13 protein-coding genes, 1 pseudogene and 2 riboswitches are annotated in these 15019 nt (G+C 71.1%); of the genes and pseudogenes, 7 read left to right on the top strand and 7 right to left on the bottom strand.

Going from position 1 to position 15019, the window contains the following annotated elements:
- The first annotated feature begins 113 nt into the window (after positions 1 to 113).
- Positions 114 to 1016: a cytochrome b/b6 domain-containing protein gene (locus tag AC2W7A_RS03255; protein WP_485990096.1), complete on the top strand. Its 903-nt coding sequence runs from the start codon at positions 114 to 116 to the stop codon at positions 1014 to 1016.
- Positions 1017 to 1072: 56 nt separating this feature from the next.
- Here the strand turns inward: AC2W7A_RS03255 and AC2W7A_RS03250 are convergent, their stop codons facing one another.
- Positions 1073 to 1600 carry a MarR family winged helix-turn-helix transcriptional regulator gene (locus tag AC2W7A_RS03250; RefSeq protein WP_485990095.1) on the bottom strand — a complete coding sequence of 176 codons (528 nt, stop codon included), beginning with the start codon at positions 1598 to 1600 and terminating at the stop codon, positions 1073 to 1075.
- 167 nt (positions 1601 to 1767) lie between these two features.
- Here AC2W7A_RS03250 and AC2W7A_RS03245 point away from each other — a divergent pair, with 167 nt between their 5' ends.
- Positions 1768 to 2826 (top strand): enoyl-CoA hydratase/isomerase family protein, encoded by a 1059-nt coding sequence (locus AC2W7A_RS03245; RefSeq protein ID WP_485990094.1) that lies wholly within the window; start codon positions 1768 to 1770, stop codon positions 2824 to 2826.
- Positions 2827 to 2942: 116 nt separating this feature from the next.
- Here AC2W7A_RS03245 and AC2W7A_RS03240 read toward each other — a convergent pair whose 3' ends face one another.
- The 3 genes from AC2W7A_RS03240 to AC2W7A_RS03230 form a co-directional block, all read right to left on the bottom strand.
- Entirely contained in the window at positions 2943 to 3938 is a 996-nt protein-coding gene (locus AC2W7A_RS03240) for a PaaI family thioesterase (RefSeq protein ID WP_485990093.1), read from the bottom strand.
- 74 nt (positions 3939 to 4012) lie between these two features.
- Complete coding sequence (locus tag AC2W7A_RS03235) at positions 4013 to 4387, bottom strand: ectoine synthase (protein WP_485990092.1); 375 nt, start codon at positions 4385 to 4387, stop codon at positions 4013 to 4015.
- 99 nt (positions 4388 to 4486) lie between these two features.
- Positions 4487 to 5551 carry a YeiH family protein gene (locus tag AC2W7A_RS03230; RefSeq protein ID WP_485990091.1) on the bottom strand — a complete coding sequence of 355 codons (1065 nt, stop codon included), beginning with the start codon at positions 5549 to 5551 and terminating at the stop codon, positions 4487 to 4489.
- 70 nt (positions 5552 to 5621) lie between these two features.
- Positions 5622 to 5739: riboswitch (glycine riboswitch) on the top strand.
- A riboswitch (glycine riboswitch) is annotated at positions 5740 to 5854 on the top strand. It abuts the riboswitch before it with no gap.
- An 11-nt stretch (positions 5855 to 5865) separates the two neighbouring features.
- Here AC2W7A_RS03230 and gcvP point away from each other — a divergent pair.
- From gcvP to AC2W7A_RS03215, 3 genes are all read left to right on the top strand, one after another.
- Positions 5866 to 8841 (top strand): aminomethyl-transferring glycine dehydrogenase, encoded by a 2976-nt coding sequence (gcvP, locus tag AC2W7A_RS03225; RefSeq protein WP_485990090.1) that lies wholly within the window; start codon positions 5866 to 5868, stop codon positions 8839 to 8841.
- A 12-nt stretch (positions 8842 to 8853) separates the two neighbouring features.
- The gene (gcvT, locus tag AC2W7A_RS03220) at positions 8854 to 10020 is read left to right on the top strand and encodes a glycine cleavage system aminomethyltransferase GcvT (protein ID WP_485990089.1); all 1167 of its coding nucleotides are present in this window, start codon (positions 8854 to 8856) and stop codon (positions 10018 to 10020) included.
- Between the two features lie 145 nt (positions 10021 to 10165).
- Positions 10166 to 10987 (top strand): thermonuclease family protein, encoded by an 822-nt coding sequence (locus AC2W7A_RS03215; protein WP_485990088.1) that lies wholly within the window; start codon positions 10166 to 10168, stop codon positions 10985 to 10987.
- 111 nt (positions 10988 to 11098) lie between these two features.
- Here the strand turns inward: AC2W7A_RS03215 and AC2W7A_RS03210 are convergent, their stop codons facing one another.
- Positions 11099 to 11782 carry a response regulator gene (locus tag AC2W7A_RS03210; protein ID WP_485990087.1) on the bottom strand — a complete coding sequence of 228 codons (684 nt, stop codon included), beginning with the start codon at positions 11780 to 11782 and terminating at the stop codon, positions 11099 to 11101.
- A gap of 139 nt (positions 11783 to 11921) precedes the next feature.
- Between AC2W7A_RS03210 and AC2W7A_RS03205 the strand changes: the two genes are divergently transcribed.
- Together AC2W7A_RS03205 and AC2W7A_RS03200 are read left to right on the top strand one after the other, a co-directional pair.
- A complete protein-coding gene (locus AC2W7A_RS03205) occupies positions 11922 to 12095 on the top strand; it encodes a hypothetical protein (RefSeq protein WP_485990086.1) in 174 nt (57 codons plus the stop codon).
- Between the two features lie 152 nt (positions 12096 to 12247).
- Complete coding sequence (locus AC2W7A_RS03200; RefSeq protein ID WP_485990085.1) at positions 12248 to 13393, top strand: sensor histidine kinase; 1146 nt, start codon at positions 12248 to 12250, stop codon at positions 13391 to 13393.
- 437 nt (positions 13394 to 13830) lie between these two features.
- Here the strand turns inward: AC2W7A_RS03200 and AC2W7A_RS03195 are convergent, their stop codons facing one another.
- Positions 13831 to 14361, bottom strand: a complete 531-nt coding sequence (locus tag AC2W7A_RS03195; protein ID WP_485990084.1) for a hypothetical protein — start codon at positions 14359 to 14361, stop codon at positions 13831 to 13833.
- A gap of 84 nt (positions 14362 to 14445) precedes the next feature.
- A pseudogene (locus AC2W7A_RS03190) lies at positions 14446 to 15019 on the bottom strand (hypothetical protein); the annotation flags it as partial.

Below are 15019 nucleotides of genomic sequence, written 5' to 3'. Positions count from 1 at the left end.
CCGCCGACCGGGCCCAGGCGCTGAGCACGCGGCGGCGACGCCCGCCACGGGGCCGGAAGACCGCCGAGAAGCCGGCGGCGAAGCGGGACAAGAAGGCCCAGGCCGCCGAACCCGTGCCGCTGGGACGGAAGGTGCTCTGGGGAGTCCTCGGCGCCGTCGTCGTGGGCCTGGCCCTGGTGCTGGCCGCCCGCGGCCTGCGCACCCTCGAGCCGGTCCAGGACTTCATCGCGCAGTACGACGGGCACACTGCCCAGCCGGAGTCCGCCCCCGTCGGCTTCCCGGCCTGGCTCGGCTGGCAGCACTTCCTCAACATGTTCCTGATGGTGCTGATCATCCGGACCGGCCTGCAGATCCGGTCCGAGCAGCGGCCGCCCGCGAACTTCACGCCGCGGAAGGACTCGCTGTTCTCCGCGAAGGGCAACACCCCGAAGAAGTACTCGATGACCATCTGGATGCACCAGGCCCTCGACGGGCTGTGGCTGCTGAACGGACTGGTCTTCGTGATCCTGCTGTTCGTCACCGGGCAGTGGATGCGGATCATCCCCACCGACCCGTACGTGTTCCACCACGCCCTGTCCGCCGGGATCCAGTACCTGTCCCTGGACTGGCCGGCGGAGAACGGCTGGGTCCACTACAACGCGCTCCAGATGATCGCCTACACGCTGGTGGTGTTCGTGGCCGCCCCGCTGGCCGCCCTCACCGGATGGCGCATGTCCTCCTGGTTCCCCACGGAGAACAAGGGCCTGAACAGGGCCTTCCCCATGGAGGCCGCCCGCCGGGTCCACTTCCCGGTGATGCTGTTCTTCGTCGGCTTCATCCTGGTCCACGTGTTCCTGGTGGTCTTCACCGGAGTGCTCGCGAACCTGAACCACATGTACACCTCGCGCGAGGCCACCGACGCCTGGGGCCTGGTGGTGTTCCTGGTGTCCGTGGCCGTCACCGCGGCGGCATGGTTCTTCCTCAAGCCGCAGTTCGTGGCGCCCGTGGCGCAGCGCTTCGGCACCGTCGGTCGCTGACGCGCGCCGCCGGACGCCTGCGCACGACGGGCGGGCGGCTGGCGGCGGGGCCGAGGTCAGGCGCCGGCGCCGTCCTCGAAGTCCCCGGCGCTGCGGCGGAACCGGGTCAGGATCTGGATCAGCCCGGTGACGTCCTCGTCCGAGAGGCCGGTGTCCGCGAACACCTGCTCGTTCAACGCGGCAGCGGCCTTCGCAGTCACCTCGCGGCCCTCCTCGGTCAGGGACAGGAGTGTGGCGCGGCGGTCGCCGGGATGCGGCTCGCGAGCCACCAGACCGGCCGACTCCAGGCGGTCCACCGCGTTCGTCACGGAGGTCGGGTGCACCTGGAGGAGGGCGCCCGCCTTGCTCATGGGCATGCGGCGCTCACGGGAGAAGTCCAGCAGGGCGAGCAGCTCGAAGCGCGCGAAGGTCAGGGAGAACGGCTTCAGGGCCTTGTGCGCGCGGGCCAGCAGGATCTGCTGGGCGCGCATGATCGAGGTGACCGCCGCCATCGGCTCGGCCACCTCGCCCCACCCCTGCCGCTCCCAGTTGCGGCGGGCCTCCGCGATGGGGTCACGGGTCAGGGGCTGTCGCGTGCTGCTCATGACGGCCAAGTCTAGGTGACGTCACGCGGCCGCCCCCCCGGCAGGCGGACCCGTCCCACCACGGCGCTGATAGGCTCCGGACAGAGAGTCCTCGGACGTCCAATCAATCGCCGCCTCCGGCCGGGCACCCGTTGCCCGGCCGACCGGCGTAGGGAAGGGTGAAGGCCATGACCGACGCGCAGACCGCACAGAACACCGACGAGCTGATCATCGAGCAGAAGGGGCGCCTCGGCGTCATCACGCTCAACCGCCCGAAGGCGATCAACGCCCTGACCTTCGAGATGGTCACGGGCATCCGCGCCCGGTTGCTGGAGTGGAAGGACGACGAGTCCGTCCAGACCGTCCTCTTGCGCGGCGCCGGCGAGCGCGGCCTCTGCGCCGGCGGGGACATCGTCTCCGTCTACCACGCCATCCAGGCCGGGGACTTCGAGCAGGGCGAGGAGTTCTTCGCCACCGAGTACTCCATGAACCACCTCATCAGCGAGTACCCCAAGCCGATCGTCGCCTTCCAAGACGGCATCGTCCTCGGCGGTGGCGTGGGCGTCTCCGGCCACGCCTCCCACCGGGTGGCCACCGAGCGCACCCGCTGGGGCATGCCGGAGACCGGCATCGGCTTCGTCCCGGACGTGGGAGGCACGTACCTCATCTCCCGCCTGCCCTCCGAGTTCGGCCTGCACGTGGGCATGACCGGCGAGCACATCACCGGCGCGGACGCCGTGGCCCTGGGCCTGTCCACCCACCACGTCTACTCCGAGACCCTGGACGAGGTCGCCGCCGCCCTGGAGACCGAGGAGCCGGACGCCGTCCTGGCCCGCTTCGCCACCGAGCCGGGCGACTCGGCACTGCAGGCGCAGCGCCCGTGGATCGAGGAGTGCTACGCGAAGGACACCGCGGCACAGATCGTCGTGGCCCTGCGCGCCCGGGACGAGGAGGCCGCCCACAAGGCCGCGGACCGCCTGGAGAAGCTCAGCCCGACCGCCGTCTCGGTGACCCTGGCCGCCGTCCGCCGCGCCCGTGACGCCGACGACCTCGCCGCCGTGCTCAAGACCGAGTACCGCACCACCGCCGCCCACCTGCGCGGCCACGACTTCGCCGAGGGCATCCGTGCCCTCCTCGTGGACAAGGACAAGAACCCGCAGTGGCAGCCGGCCTCCTTGGACGAGGTGACCCCGGAGCTCGTCGAGTCCCACTTCCAGAGGCCGGAGTCGGGCGATCTGACCCTCTGAGCCGGGCCTCGGGCCCTCGCCTCACCACACGCGAAGGGGACGACGACGGACGGGAGCCTCCCGCCGTCGTCGTCCCCTTCCGGCTGTGGCCGGCCATCGGGGAGGCCGGGGCGGTGTCAGTCCCGGGCGACGCGGAAGGTGACCTGCACCTGCACCATCGGCTTGTCCGCCACAGGCGAGTCGTCCTCGCCGAGCGGGACGAGCTCGACGTCAACGAAGCGCAGGGAACGGCCGGCATGGCGGACGCGGGTCAGGGCGACCATGTCCCCGTGGCCCGGGCGGGTGTAGACGGTGCGGACCGCCTGGACGTCGTACAGCGCACGGTCAGGCATGGCGCCCTGGGCGGCCAGGATCGCGCGGAGCATCATCGCCCCGCCGTGGACGGCGCCCTGCGGGTTGTCCAGCTCGCGGTTCTCCCGGAAGCGGGCGCCGGGCACGAACTCGCGGGACTGGTCGGGACGGACGGTGTCGTCCTGCACGGTGACCGAGTCGGGATCCAGTCCGAGCAGCTCCGCCATGGGCACCCGGGTCTCCGGGCCGAGCGGGAGCCTGCCGTGGCGGACGAAGGCGTCCAGCGAGGCCGGGGGAGCGGCGGGCACGGCCTGGAACCAGCCGGTCGCCTCGGCCACGCGGTCGCCCTCGGCGTCCACGAGCCACGCCCGGGCCGCGCCGCCGACGGCGTCCACGGTGAGCGGGGTGTACCAGCACTCCATCACCGGCTGGTCGGCGGGATCGGCGTCCGGGGAGGCGTCGAACACCGGCAGCGGCTTGAGGACGTTGAGCGTGAGCTCGGTGGTGACGATGGCCTCCAAGGCGCCGGCGGCGGCATGGTGGACGGCCACGGCGGTGGCGTTGTCCATCAGCACGGTCGCCGCGGCCGCGGTGGGCCGGCCGTCTAGGCCGATGGAGCTGGGCCCGGCGAGCATGTACCCGGGGTTCCAGTGGGCGCCCTCCTGCCGGACCTCGTCATGGCGGCGCACGCCGAACAGCTGCTCGGTGCGCCCCTGCGGGTGCGAGCGCGGGCCGGTGTTCTCCGCGTCCTCGGCGGTGCGGCGCCCGCCGGGATCCGAGGTGCCGGCCATGATGTCGGGGATCGAATGTCCGTAGCTCACAGAAGTGAACGGTAGCGGAAACGCCCGCGGGGGCGTCCGGTCCGGACGCCCCCGCCGGTGCGGTGCGGGACGGTTCAGTAGGAGGAGTAGCCGTCCTCGGAGAGGGTGTGCTTCTCGTCGCCGGTGATCGGCGGGTTGAAGATGGAGACCAGGTGCATGTCCTCGGTCTCGCCGCCGCGCAGCTCGTGCGGGTCGTGCTCGTCCAGCACGTAGATGGTGCCGGGGGTGATCTCGTGGACCGTGCCGTCCTTCTCCACCACCTGGCCGGAGCCGGAGATGCAGTAGCAGGCCTCGAGGTGGTTGCGGTACTCGAGCTTGGAGGAGGTGCCCTGCTTCACGATCGTGTGGCAGACGGCGAAGCCCATGCCGTCCTTCTCCACCAGCAGGCGGTCGGACGTGCCGCCGCCCCACTCGACGGTCTCGGACTGCTCTCGGTTGCGCGTGAACATGTGCGCATCGCTCCTTCGAACGGATCGGGAGTGCGTTCCACCCGACCGTAGGCCGATCGGCGCTCCGATGCCGACCCCTGGCGTGCGCCAGCCCGTCGATCAGCCGAGCGAGAGCCCCGGACCCAGCAGCCACGCTCCGAGACCGCCGACCGCCACGGCGACGGCCGTGCTCGTCGCGCCCAGGACGAGCGGACGGGGCCCCACCTGCACGATCGAGCGCAGGTGCACTCCCAGACCGAGCGCTGCCATCGCCGTGGCCAGCAGCAGCTGCTGCACCACGGCGGCCGCCTCCAGGAGCCCGTCCGGCAGCAGGCCGGTCGAACGCAGCAGCATCGCCGCCAGGAACCCCACCACGAACCACGGGACCAGGGGAGGGCGGGAGGCGGAGGCGGCCGGGCCGTCGTCGGGAAGGGAGGAGGGGCGGGAGTCCCGGCGACGCTGGGCGCCCGCGAGCAGGGCCATCACGGGGGCCAGCATGACGACGCGGGCGAGCTTCACCGTCACCGCCACGGACAGGGCCGCCGAGCCCACGAGCCCTCCGGCCGCCACCACCTGGGCCACCTCGTGCGTGGACGCGCCGATCCAGAGGCCGGCCGCCTCCTCGGACAGGCCGAGCGCACCGGTGAGCACCGGCATCAGCGGGATCATCAGGGTCCCGAAGAGCACCACGAGGCCGATCGCGGTGGCGGCCATCTCCCGGCGGGCGCGGACCACCGAGTCGGAGGCGGCCACGGCGGCGGCACCGCAGATGGAGAACCCGGAGGCCACGAGGGCGGTGAGGTCCCACGGCAGGCGCAGGGCACGCCCGAGCGCCAACGTGGCGGCGAAGGTGACGCCGACGGCCGCCACCACCAGGACGATCACGCCCCAGCCGAGCGCGAGGACATCGCCGAGGGCCAGCTGCAGGCCGAGCAGGACGATGCCCGCGCGCAGCACCGGCTTCGCCGCGAACGCGATGCCGGGGGAGAGCCGTCCCGGGACCGGTGCCAGGTTCCGCCAGGTGATGCCCGCGAGGATCGCCAGCAGCAGCGGGCTCAGCGCCGGCGCCCACGGGCGCACCAGCGCGGCGAGGCCCACGGCCGCGGCGCCCAGGGCCAGGCAGACGAGCAGGCCGGGCAGATGAGCGGCGGGCGGGGCGGCGGTGGAGGGAGCGCGAGCGGTCACGGGCGCACTCTAGTCCTCCCCGCCTGGTGACCGGGGCCACGTCCTGTGGGATACTGACTCCACGTCGCTATCGCCCTGTGCGGGAGAGCGTCGGCGCGTCCGCGGGAGACAACCGCGGAGGCAGGCCGGCCGCCGAAGGAGCAAGACCTCCCCGGGAATCTCTCAGGCACACGTACCGCGCAGGTGTGGACGCTCTGGAAAGCACGCAGGACCCGGCACTCAGCCCGGAGGACTGCGTCACCGACGGTGCAAGCCCGCCGCAGGCGGGTGGAAACTCTCAGGTCTCATGACAGAGCGGGGAGGTGAATGCCCCCATGCCGCACCGGCAGGACCCCTCGGAGGTACCCGTGACCAGCACCCATCCGACCGCAGACGAGACCACGGCGCTGCCGCAGGCCGCACACGAGCCGCGGGACACCGCGTCGGCGCCGTTCGTGGACCGCCACATCGGGCCGCGCGAGGCCGACGCAGCGCACATGCTCGAGGTGCTCGGCTTCGACTCCGTCGACCAGCTCGTGGACAAGGCCGTCCCCTCGGTCATCCGCATGGAGGGCGGGCTGGACCTGCCCGCCCCGCTCACCGAGTCCGCGGTGCTCGAGCAGCTGCGCGAGATCGCCGGCCGCAACGTGATGAAGACGCAGATGCTCGGCCAGGGCTTCTACGACACCGTCACCCCCGGCGTCATCCTCCGCAAGGTCCTCGAGAACCCGGCCTGGTACACCGCCTACACCCCGTACCAGCCGGAGATCTCCCAGGGCCGCCTCGAGGCCCTGCTGAACTACCAGACGATGGTGCAGGACCTCACCGCCCTGCCGATCGCCAACGCGTCTCTGCTGGACGAGGCCTCCGCCGTGGCCGAGGCCGTCCTGCTCATGCATCGCGCCAACAAGAAGAAGGGGAACGGCGTCACCCTGCTGGACGCGGACCTGTTCCCGCAGACCCTCACCGTGACGCAGCTGCGCGCCGACGCCGTGGGCATCGACGTCCACGTGGCCGACCTCTCCGCCGGCATCCCGGAGGACGTCGCGGCCGTGATCGAGGAGAAGGGGCTGTGCGGCATCGTCCTGCAGCAGCCCGGCGACTCCGGCCGACTGCACGACCATTCGGCCGTCATCGCCGAGGCCAAGGAGACCGGCGCGCTGGTCACCGTGGCCGCGGACATCCTCGCGCTCACCCTCATCACCCCTCCGGGCGAGCAGGGCGCGGACATCGCCGTCGGCTCCACCCAGCGCTTCGGCGTCCCGCTGTTCTACGGCGGCCCGCACGCCGCCTACATGGCCGTCCGCGAGGGCATGCAGCGCTCCATGCCGGGCCGCCTCGTGGGCGTGTCCCATGACGACGCCGGCAAGCCCGCCTACCGTCTTGCCCTGCAGACCCGCGAGCAGCACATCCGCCGCGAGAAGGCCACCTCGAACATCTGCACCGCGCAGGCGCTGCTGGCCATCACCGCCTCCATGTACGCCGTCTACCACGGCCCGGCCGGCGTGGCCCAGATCGCCCGCCACGCCCACCGCCAGGCGCACCGCCTCGCCACCGCGCTCGCCGGCGCCGGTGTGAAGGTCGTGCACGAGGCCTACTTCGACACCCTCACCCTCGAGGTGCCGGGCAAGGCCGAGCAGATCCGTGCTGCCGCCGAGGAGAACGGCGTGAACGTGCGCGTGGTGGACGCGGACACCGTCCGCGTGGCCTGCGACGAGACCACGGTGGACGAGGACCTCACCGCCGTGCTCGCCGCCTTCGGCTTGGACGCTGACTCCCTGCCGGGCTCCACGCACGAGGGCGCCGTGGCCACCCCGGCCATCCCGCAGGGCATGCTGCGCAGCTCGGAGTACATGACCCACCCGGTCTTCAACACCCACCACTCCGAGACCCAGATGCTGCGCTACCTGCGCCGCCTCTCCGGCTACGACCTCGCCCTGGACCGCACGATGATCCCGCTGGGCTCGTGCACCATGAAGCTCAACGCCACCGCGGAGATGGAGTCCATCTCCTGGCCGGAGTTCTGCTCCATCCACCCGTACGCCCCGGCCCACCAGACCGAGGGCTGGCGCTACCTGATCGAGGACCTCGAGGCGAAGCTCTCCGAGATCACCGGCTACGCCGGCGTCTCGGTGGCCCCCAACGCGGGCTCGCAGGGCGAGTTCGCCGGCCTCTGGGCCATCCGGCAGTTCCACATGGAGAACGGCGAGGGCGAGCGGGACATCTGCCTCATCCCGGCCTCCGCGCACGGCACCAACGCGGCCTCCGCGGTGCTCGCCGGTCTCAAGGTGGTCGTGGTGGCCACTGCCGAGGACGGCACCATCTCCGCCGAGGACCTGGACAAGAAGATTGCCGCCAACGAGGGCCGCATCGCGGCCATCATGATCACCTACCCGTCCACGCACGGCGTCTACGACGCCGACGTGCGCGAGGTGTGCGACAAGGTCCACGCCGCCGGCGGTCAGGTGTACATCGACGGGGCGAACCTCAACGCCCTGGTCGGTCTGGCGCAGCCGGGCCGCTTCGGCGGCGACGTCTCCCACCTGAACCTGCACAAGACCTTCTGCATCCCGCACGGCGGCGGCGGCCCGGGCGTGGGTCCGGTGGCCGTGGGCGAGCACCTGGTGAAGTACCTGCCGTCCCGCGAGACGCTCATGACCGCTGCCCCGCAGGGCTCGGCCGGCGTGCTGCCGATCTCCTGGGCCTACCTGCACCTCATGGGCGCGGAGGGGCTCACCAAGGCCACCCGCTACGCCCTGCTCGGCGCGAACTACATCTCGCGCCGGCTGGCGGATCACTACCCGACCCTCTACACCGGCGAGGGCGGCCTCGTGGCCCACGAGTGCATCCTGGACCTGCGCGAGCTCACCGCGAAGCATGGGGTGACCGCGGAGGACGTCTGTAAGCGCCTGATCGACTACGGCTTCCACGCCCCGACCCTGGCGTTCCCGGTGGCCGGCACCCTCATGGTGGAGCCGACCGAGTCCGAGGACCTGGGCGAGCTGGAGCGCTTCATCGAGGCCATGATCTCGATCCATGGCGAGATCGTGGAGACCACCCCGGAGACCCTCGAGGACTCCGTGCTGCGCAACGCGCCGCACACCGCCGCCGTCCTCACCGGCGACGAGTGGGACCGGTCCTACCCGCGCTCCAAGGCCGGCTACCCGGTGGCCTCGCTGCGCCAGGACAAGTACTTCCCGCCCGTCGGCCGCATCGACGGCGCGTACGGCGACCGCAACCTGGTCTGCTCGTGCCCGCCGCCGGAGGCCTTCGAGGACGAGACCGACGCGACCGCGGCCGCGGACGCCTGAGAGGAGACACCCATGTCCAAGAACCTGCGCAACTCCGCGCTGCATGCCGTCCACGAGGCCGCCGGCGCCTCCTTCACCGACTTCGGCGGCTGGAACATGCCCTTGAAGTACGGCTCCGAGCTGGCCGAGCACAAGGCCGTCCGCTCCGCCGCCGGCATCTTCGACCTCTCCCACATGGGCGAGGTCCGCGTGAGCGGCCCGGAGGCCGGCAAGATGCTCGACTACGCCCTGTCCAGCATCATGACCACGCTGAAGCCGGGCCGCGCGAAGTACGGCCTGTGCCTGACCGACGCCGGCACCATCCTGGACGACCTGATCGTCTACCGCATGGACGACGGCGCCGAGGGCGCCGTGCCGGAGTACCTGGTGGTGCCGAACGCCGGCAACGCGGGCTCCGTGTACACCGCCCTCGCCCAGCGGGCCTCCGGCCGTGACGTCACCGTCACGGACGAGTCCGCGGACACCTCCCTGGTGGCCGTGCAGGGCCCGCAGGCCGAGCAGATCCTGGCCCAGGCCATGCCGGCCCACGCCCAGACGCTGGCGGAGCTGAAGTACTACGCCCACGTCACCCTGCCTTTGCCGACCGACGCCGGCGACGTGGAGGTCCTCGTGGCCCGCACCGGCTACACCGGCGAGGACGGCTTCGAGCTGTTCGTCACGGCAGGCTCCCCGGAGGAGGCCGGGGACCGCGGCTCCGCCGTCTGGAACGCCGTGGTGAAGGCCGCCGAGGCGGCCGGCGTGGAGCTGACCCCGTGCGGCCTGGCGTCCCGCGACTCGCTGCGCCTGGAGGCCGGCATGCCGCTGTACGGCAACGAGCTGGACAACGCCCACCAGCCGCACGCCTCGGGCGTCTCCTTCGCCGTCCCGGCGTCCAAGGAGGCCGACTTCGTGGGCCGGTCCTCGCTCGAGGGCAAGGACGAGGTCGCCCAGGTCCTCGTGGGCCTGAAGGGCAACGGCCGCCGTGCCGCCCGCCACGGCTATGCGGTGCAGGACGCGGAGGGCACCGTGATCGGCGAGGTCACCTCCGGTGCCCCGTCCCCGACCCTTGGGTACCCGATCGCCATGGCGCGCGTCGACCGCGCCTTCGCGGCCGAGGACACCGAGGTCCAGGTGGACCTGCGGGGCCGCGGTGAGCCGTTCACCGTGGTGCCGCTGCCGTTCTACAAGCGCGAGCGCTGACCGTGTGCTGATCCCCGCACCCTGACCGCGGCCCGCCGTCCCGGGCTCGAAGCCACCTTCGCTAGGATGGGTCTCCGAGCCGGGACGGCGGGCCTCGCCCGTGTCCGGGTTCGACCGTCCATCGTCCACCGTCAGGATCCTCCGCATGACTCATGTCGCCTCCCGTGCCCGGGTGCCCAAGAAGGCATTCGTGGCCTTCGCCGTCGTGGCACTGATCATGATCCTGCTGGCCGTGATGGTGATGTTCCGCGGCATGGTCCAGGAGAGCCGCCGGATGCAGATCGTGGAGGTCGTGGACGGCACCACCGTGAAGATCAACGCTCACGGTGACGAGAAGACGGTGAAGATGGCCGGCGTGGCGGCCGGTCCGCGCAACCCGGACGGCCTGCGGGTCGGCCCGTCGCTGTGCATGGGTGAGAAGTCCTATGTGTGGCTGCGCGACCGCCTGGTGGTCGGCGCCACGGCCGTGGTGGACCTCGAGGAGGTCGACGGTCAGGAGTACGCGAGCTTCCGCATGGCGGGCGAGGACATCAACGTCGCCATGGTGGAGGAGGGCATGGCCGCCCCCACCGGCGTCGGTGTGGATGCGGCGGAGGACGCGGAGATGCGGTCCGTGAACGAGAAGGCCTACACCCGCAACATCGGCCTCTACGACCTCGAGGAGCGCTGCACCCTCAACAGCGAGCTCTATGAGGCGGAGTACGCCATGGACGTCATCTCGGACGACGTGGAGCCCTCCATCGAGAAGATCGACGAGAAATCCGTGGAGCTGGGCAAGGCCGTGGACGAGGTCCGCCTGGTGCAGGAGGACATCCACAACCTGGATCCGGAGGGCGAGGGCTTCGTGAACACGGTCTGGGGCCCGTCCAAGGACCTTCTGGTCAAGGAGGCGGACGAGATCGCGGACCGGGGCATGAAGCGCCTGCGCGACCTCAACGACCGCCGCAACGAGATCTACGCCCGCTGACCGTGCGGGGCCCCAGGCCCCGTCTCTGCTTCCCGACGACGGCGCGTCACCCTGCCGGGGTGACGCGCGTCGTCGTGTGCCCGGCCTCCGGCGCTTCGCCGGAGGGGCGGCTCAGTCCAGGGAGAGGGTGACCAGGCCCAGCTGCGCGGAGCGGATGATGGCCTGGACGCGGTCCCGGACCTCGAGCTTGTCCAGGATGCGGGTGAACGTGGCCTTCACCGTGGACTCGGATAGGTGGAGGTTCTGGGCGATCTCCGTGTTGGACTGGCCGCGGGCCAGCAGGTGTAGGACGGCCAGCTCACGCTCGGTGAGATCGGAGCCGTCCGGGTCGCCGGGGCGCACCGGGCGGGTGCCGACGCCGGGGCCGTCCTCCTCGATGGCGGTCAGCAGCTTCTGCGTGACGGCGGGGGAGAGGACGGACTCGCCGCGGTGCACGGCGTGGATGGCGCTCAGGATGGAGGCCGGCTCGGCGTCCTTCACCATGTATCCGGCCGCACCGGCGCGCAGGGCGGGGACCAGGTAGTTCTCCGAGGTGAAGGTGGTGATCGCGAGGACGCGGACCTCGGGGTGGTCTCGGACGATGTGTCCGGTGGCCTCGACGCCGTCCATGACGGGCATCTGCATGTCCATCAGCACCACGTCCGGGGTGGTGGCGTCGCAGGCCTCGACGGCCTCCGCGCCGTTGGCGGCGATGCCGAGGCAGCTCATGCCGGGTGCCGAGTCCACGAGGGTCTTCAGGGCCCCGCTCATGAGCGGCTGGTCGTCCACGATGAGCACACGAAGGTTATGGGTCACCGGTTCAGGGTAGAACAGGCGCGCGGTGTCGGGTACATCACAGGGTTCGTGTCCCGCTGTGCACAGCATCTGCTGTGAATCTGCGCTCGCTCGGGAGGGGGTCTGGCGCAACTGTGACCCGCACCGCATAATACTCACCATGAAGACTCGCAAGCTCGCCGCCGGCGTCCTGACCGCCGCGTTCCTGTTCACCATGGCCCCCGCCGCCTCCGCCGCTCCGACCGGCCCCGGCTCGGGCGTCGCCGAGACCACTGGGATCGTCAAGGGCACCCGGGAGTTCTTCTGCGCGGCCTACGGAATTTTCTGCGACTGACGTCACTCGCACAAGACGATCGGGTGACTTCGACCGAAGTCGTAGACCCCACCCCTGCGACCGTGGCGATCGAACGACCATCGGTGCCACGAGGGTGGCGTCGTTTCTGGGAGGCACGGCGTTGCAGTCCCTGGTATCTGGGGTTGGCCAGCGTGTTCGTCGTCCTGTCGCTGGTCTCCGACGTGCACTCCGCGATCACCGAGGGGCCCTGGACGCCCGCGGGTGCCAGCTATGTGTTCCTGCTGGTTCTCGTCACAGCTGCGTTCGTTGTGCAGTGGGTCTCGACGACCGTTGCCTACACGGTGTTGGTCCCCACCTACTTTCTGGCACGAACTGCTTTGGATGTCGTGCCCGTCCTGCTCTTCGGTGCGGCGATCCTGGCTGCAGTCATCGCCACTGCGAATATTCGTTTCAGCGTGGTTGCGTGCCTCATCTCCATGGGGTGGGCCGTATTCTCCCCCTATTTTATGGGGGCGAATCCGGCAACAACCTGGTTCACGGTCCTGATCACCGCCCTCGGCATCAGCATCGGCGTGTTCATCCGGGCCGCCTGGTCCCGCCGCGAAGCGGACGCCCTCAAGATCGAGGAGGCCCGCCGGCAGGCGATCGAGGCCGCCCTCCGCGAGCGTCGCATCCTGGCCCGGGACCTGCATGACATCGTGGCGCACAACCTGACGATCATCTCGATGCAGGCCCGCACGGCGCAGTTCGTCGGCACGGACGACGCCGCACGCCAGGCGCTGGCGGTGGTCGGTGACTCCGCGAAGGACGCCCTCGTGGACCTGCGGCGCATGCTGGCGCTGATGCGTGAGGAGGGCGTGGTCGGGGACCAGACGCAGCCGGGCCAGGCCGGCTCTGAGTCCAGCACCGCGGCGGACCTCGGGCTCGGCGTGAAGCGGGTCTCCCATGAGCTCATGGAGCTGGGCTTCGTCGTTGAGGTGGACGAGAGGCTGGGTGAGCACACGATCCCGCTGGGCACGCAGAGCGCGCTCTACCGCGTGCTGCAGGAGGCCACGAGCAACATCGCCAAGCACGGGGACCGCTCCGCACCGGTGGAGATCGCCGCGGCCGTGGACGGGCAGGACGCCGTCCTCCGTGTGGTCAACGGGGTGGAGCAGCCCAAGGGCGGCCGGAGGCCCCGTGGCAGGAAGGAGCAGGCGTGGAACTCCTCCGGCGTGGGACTGAACTCCATGCGAGAGCGCATCTCCGCCTTCGGGGGGACCTTCTCCGCCGGCCGGGACGGGGGCCGATGGGTGCTGGAGGCCGCCGTGCCCGCAGGTGACCCCGCTGAGGTGTGACCTGGATCACAGGTCGGTGAGAAAGTGTAGACGAAAGTCCACTACCCGCTCGGCAGTGGCCCGCACTACAATCAGAATTGCCCCAAGAGACGGTGCACAGTGCAGGACGACACCGACCGGAACAAGCCTGAGGGGATGCGGGCCCGGGAGGACGTTCTAGGGAGAAGGCGGCGGTCACTGACCGCCGCCTTCTTTCTCTCTGCACAGCGTGCAGTGCCGCAGCGAAGCGGCACGATCACCACACCTGAGGCCCTGCCTCGTCGCCGGGGGCGGCCGCCGCAACGGCCGGGCCCCGGCGATTCGTGTGCTGAGGCGGAGGGCGCATGATTCGCGTCTCGAGGAGAAAGAGCTCATCCGATCAGGCGGAAGGCCCCATCACGCCGCCTGTCAGACAGTCGTCTCCGTCGGGCAGGTGCCCCGTCGGGCGCCTGAGACGGTCAGACGGACCGCTCGGCCGCGGCCCGGTCGGCAGGCGCGTCCTCGTCGTCGGCGACCCCCTCCGGGCCGTCCACGACCCGGACGAGGGGACGGGCGGCCAGGCGGCCCAGGCCCATGAGGATGCCGGCCGGGAAGCCGATCACCGGGATGAGCATCGGCAGGATGCCGCCGGCCCCCTGGGTCAGCACCACCAGGCCGAAGAGCATGCCGACCAGGGCGTAGGCCAGCACATGCACCCACTGGTTCAGCACATGCCGGAACACCCAGTTCACCAGCAGGCACAGGGGCAGGCCGACCACCAGGCCCGCGATGCCCACCACGGTCAGCAGCGGGGTGAGGCTGCCGAACTCCTGCAGGGACGGGATCAGGGTGAGCGCCAGGACGATCGCCGCCATCAGCAGGTTCGGGATCAGCCAGGCCACCATGAACCCGTAGATGCTCATCTGCAGGCGCGGGCGCGGTCCTGCGGCGGCGCGGGCGGCCTTGCGGCGCGCACGGGCGCTGCTCTTCACCGGGGCGGGCGTGGTCATGGCGAGGCGACTCCGAAGTCTTCAGGGCACAGCGGACGGCATCCCACTCTAGCCCTCCGGGCTGATCCGGACCTGGACAGTCCGTTAGCGCTCCGAGCCGTCCACGGAGAAGGTCAGCTCCTCGGGGGAGGGCCAGGTCTCGAGAGTGGCGCGGGCCTCCCAGGACTCGTCCGAGGTCTCGTCCACCGGCACGATCTCCACTGCCCCGAGCTCGCCGTCCACCACGCGCAGCAGGATCTCGAAGTCCGCGCCGTCGTGGGTGAAGCGGCCGCGGACCGGCCAGGTGAAGTCGTGCGGGACGGCGCGGACCAGGGTGGTCTCGGGGTCCACCACGAGCGGCAGCCAATCGGAGAACTCGGCACCCGGCTCCGGCTCCACGGCCTTCGTGTGCGGCAGCTGGGCACGCAGCGCGGCCGCGCCCGGCAGTGCGGTGCCCTCGGCCAGGGCCGGGTCCAGCAGGGTCTCCAGCACCACGCGGGCAGCGGCGGGGACCGGGATCTGCACGGGTCCGTCGGTCTGCAGGTCCTGGGGCATGTCGTCCATGACGCGCAGGGCAGCGCCCTGCTCCACGGCCGAGCGGTGGGCACGACGGGCCGAGGCGTTGCCGAGCAGGGCGCCGCCGCGCCGAGCACGGCCATGGCGGCACGCGGGTGGGTCA

This window comes from Micrococcus sp. LASM2_SD2 (assembly GCF_057364565.1).
This window is presented reverse-complemented; position numbering and strand designations above follow the sequence as displayed.

Coding starts and splice junctions, on each gene's coding strand:
- AC2W7A_RS03205 (WP_485990086.1), top strand. CDS start 11,922: ATGAAGACTCGCAAGCTCGCCGCCGGCGTCCTGACCGCCGCGTTCCTG.
- AC2W7A_RS03250 (WP_485990095.1), bottom strand. CDS start 1,600: ATGAGCAGCACGCGACAGCCCCTGACCCGTGACCCCATCGCGGAGGCC.
- gcvT (WP_485990089.1), top strand. CDS start 8,854: ATGTCCAAGAACCTGCGCAACTCCGCGCTGCATGCCGTCCACGAGGCC.
- AC2W7A_RS03235 (WP_485990092.1), bottom strand. CDS start 4,387: ATGTTCACGCGCAACCGAGAGCAGTCCGAGACCGTCGAGTGGGGCGGC.
- AC2W7A_RS03215 (WP_485990088.1), top strand. CDS start 10,166: ATGACTCATGTCGCCTCCCGTGCCCGGGTGCCCAAGAAGGCATTCGTG.
- gcvP (WP_485990090.1), top strand. CDS start 5,866: ATGCCGCACCGGCAGGACCCCTCGGAGGTACCCGTGACCAGCACCCAT.
- AC2W7A_RS03195 (WP_485990084.1), bottom strand. CDS start 14,361: ATGACCACGCCCGCCCCGGTGAAGAGCAGCGCCCGTGCGCGCCGCAAG.
- AC2W7A_RS03245 (WP_485990094.1), top strand. CDS start 1,768: ATGACCGACGCGCAGACCGCACAGAACACCGACGAGCTGATCATCGAG.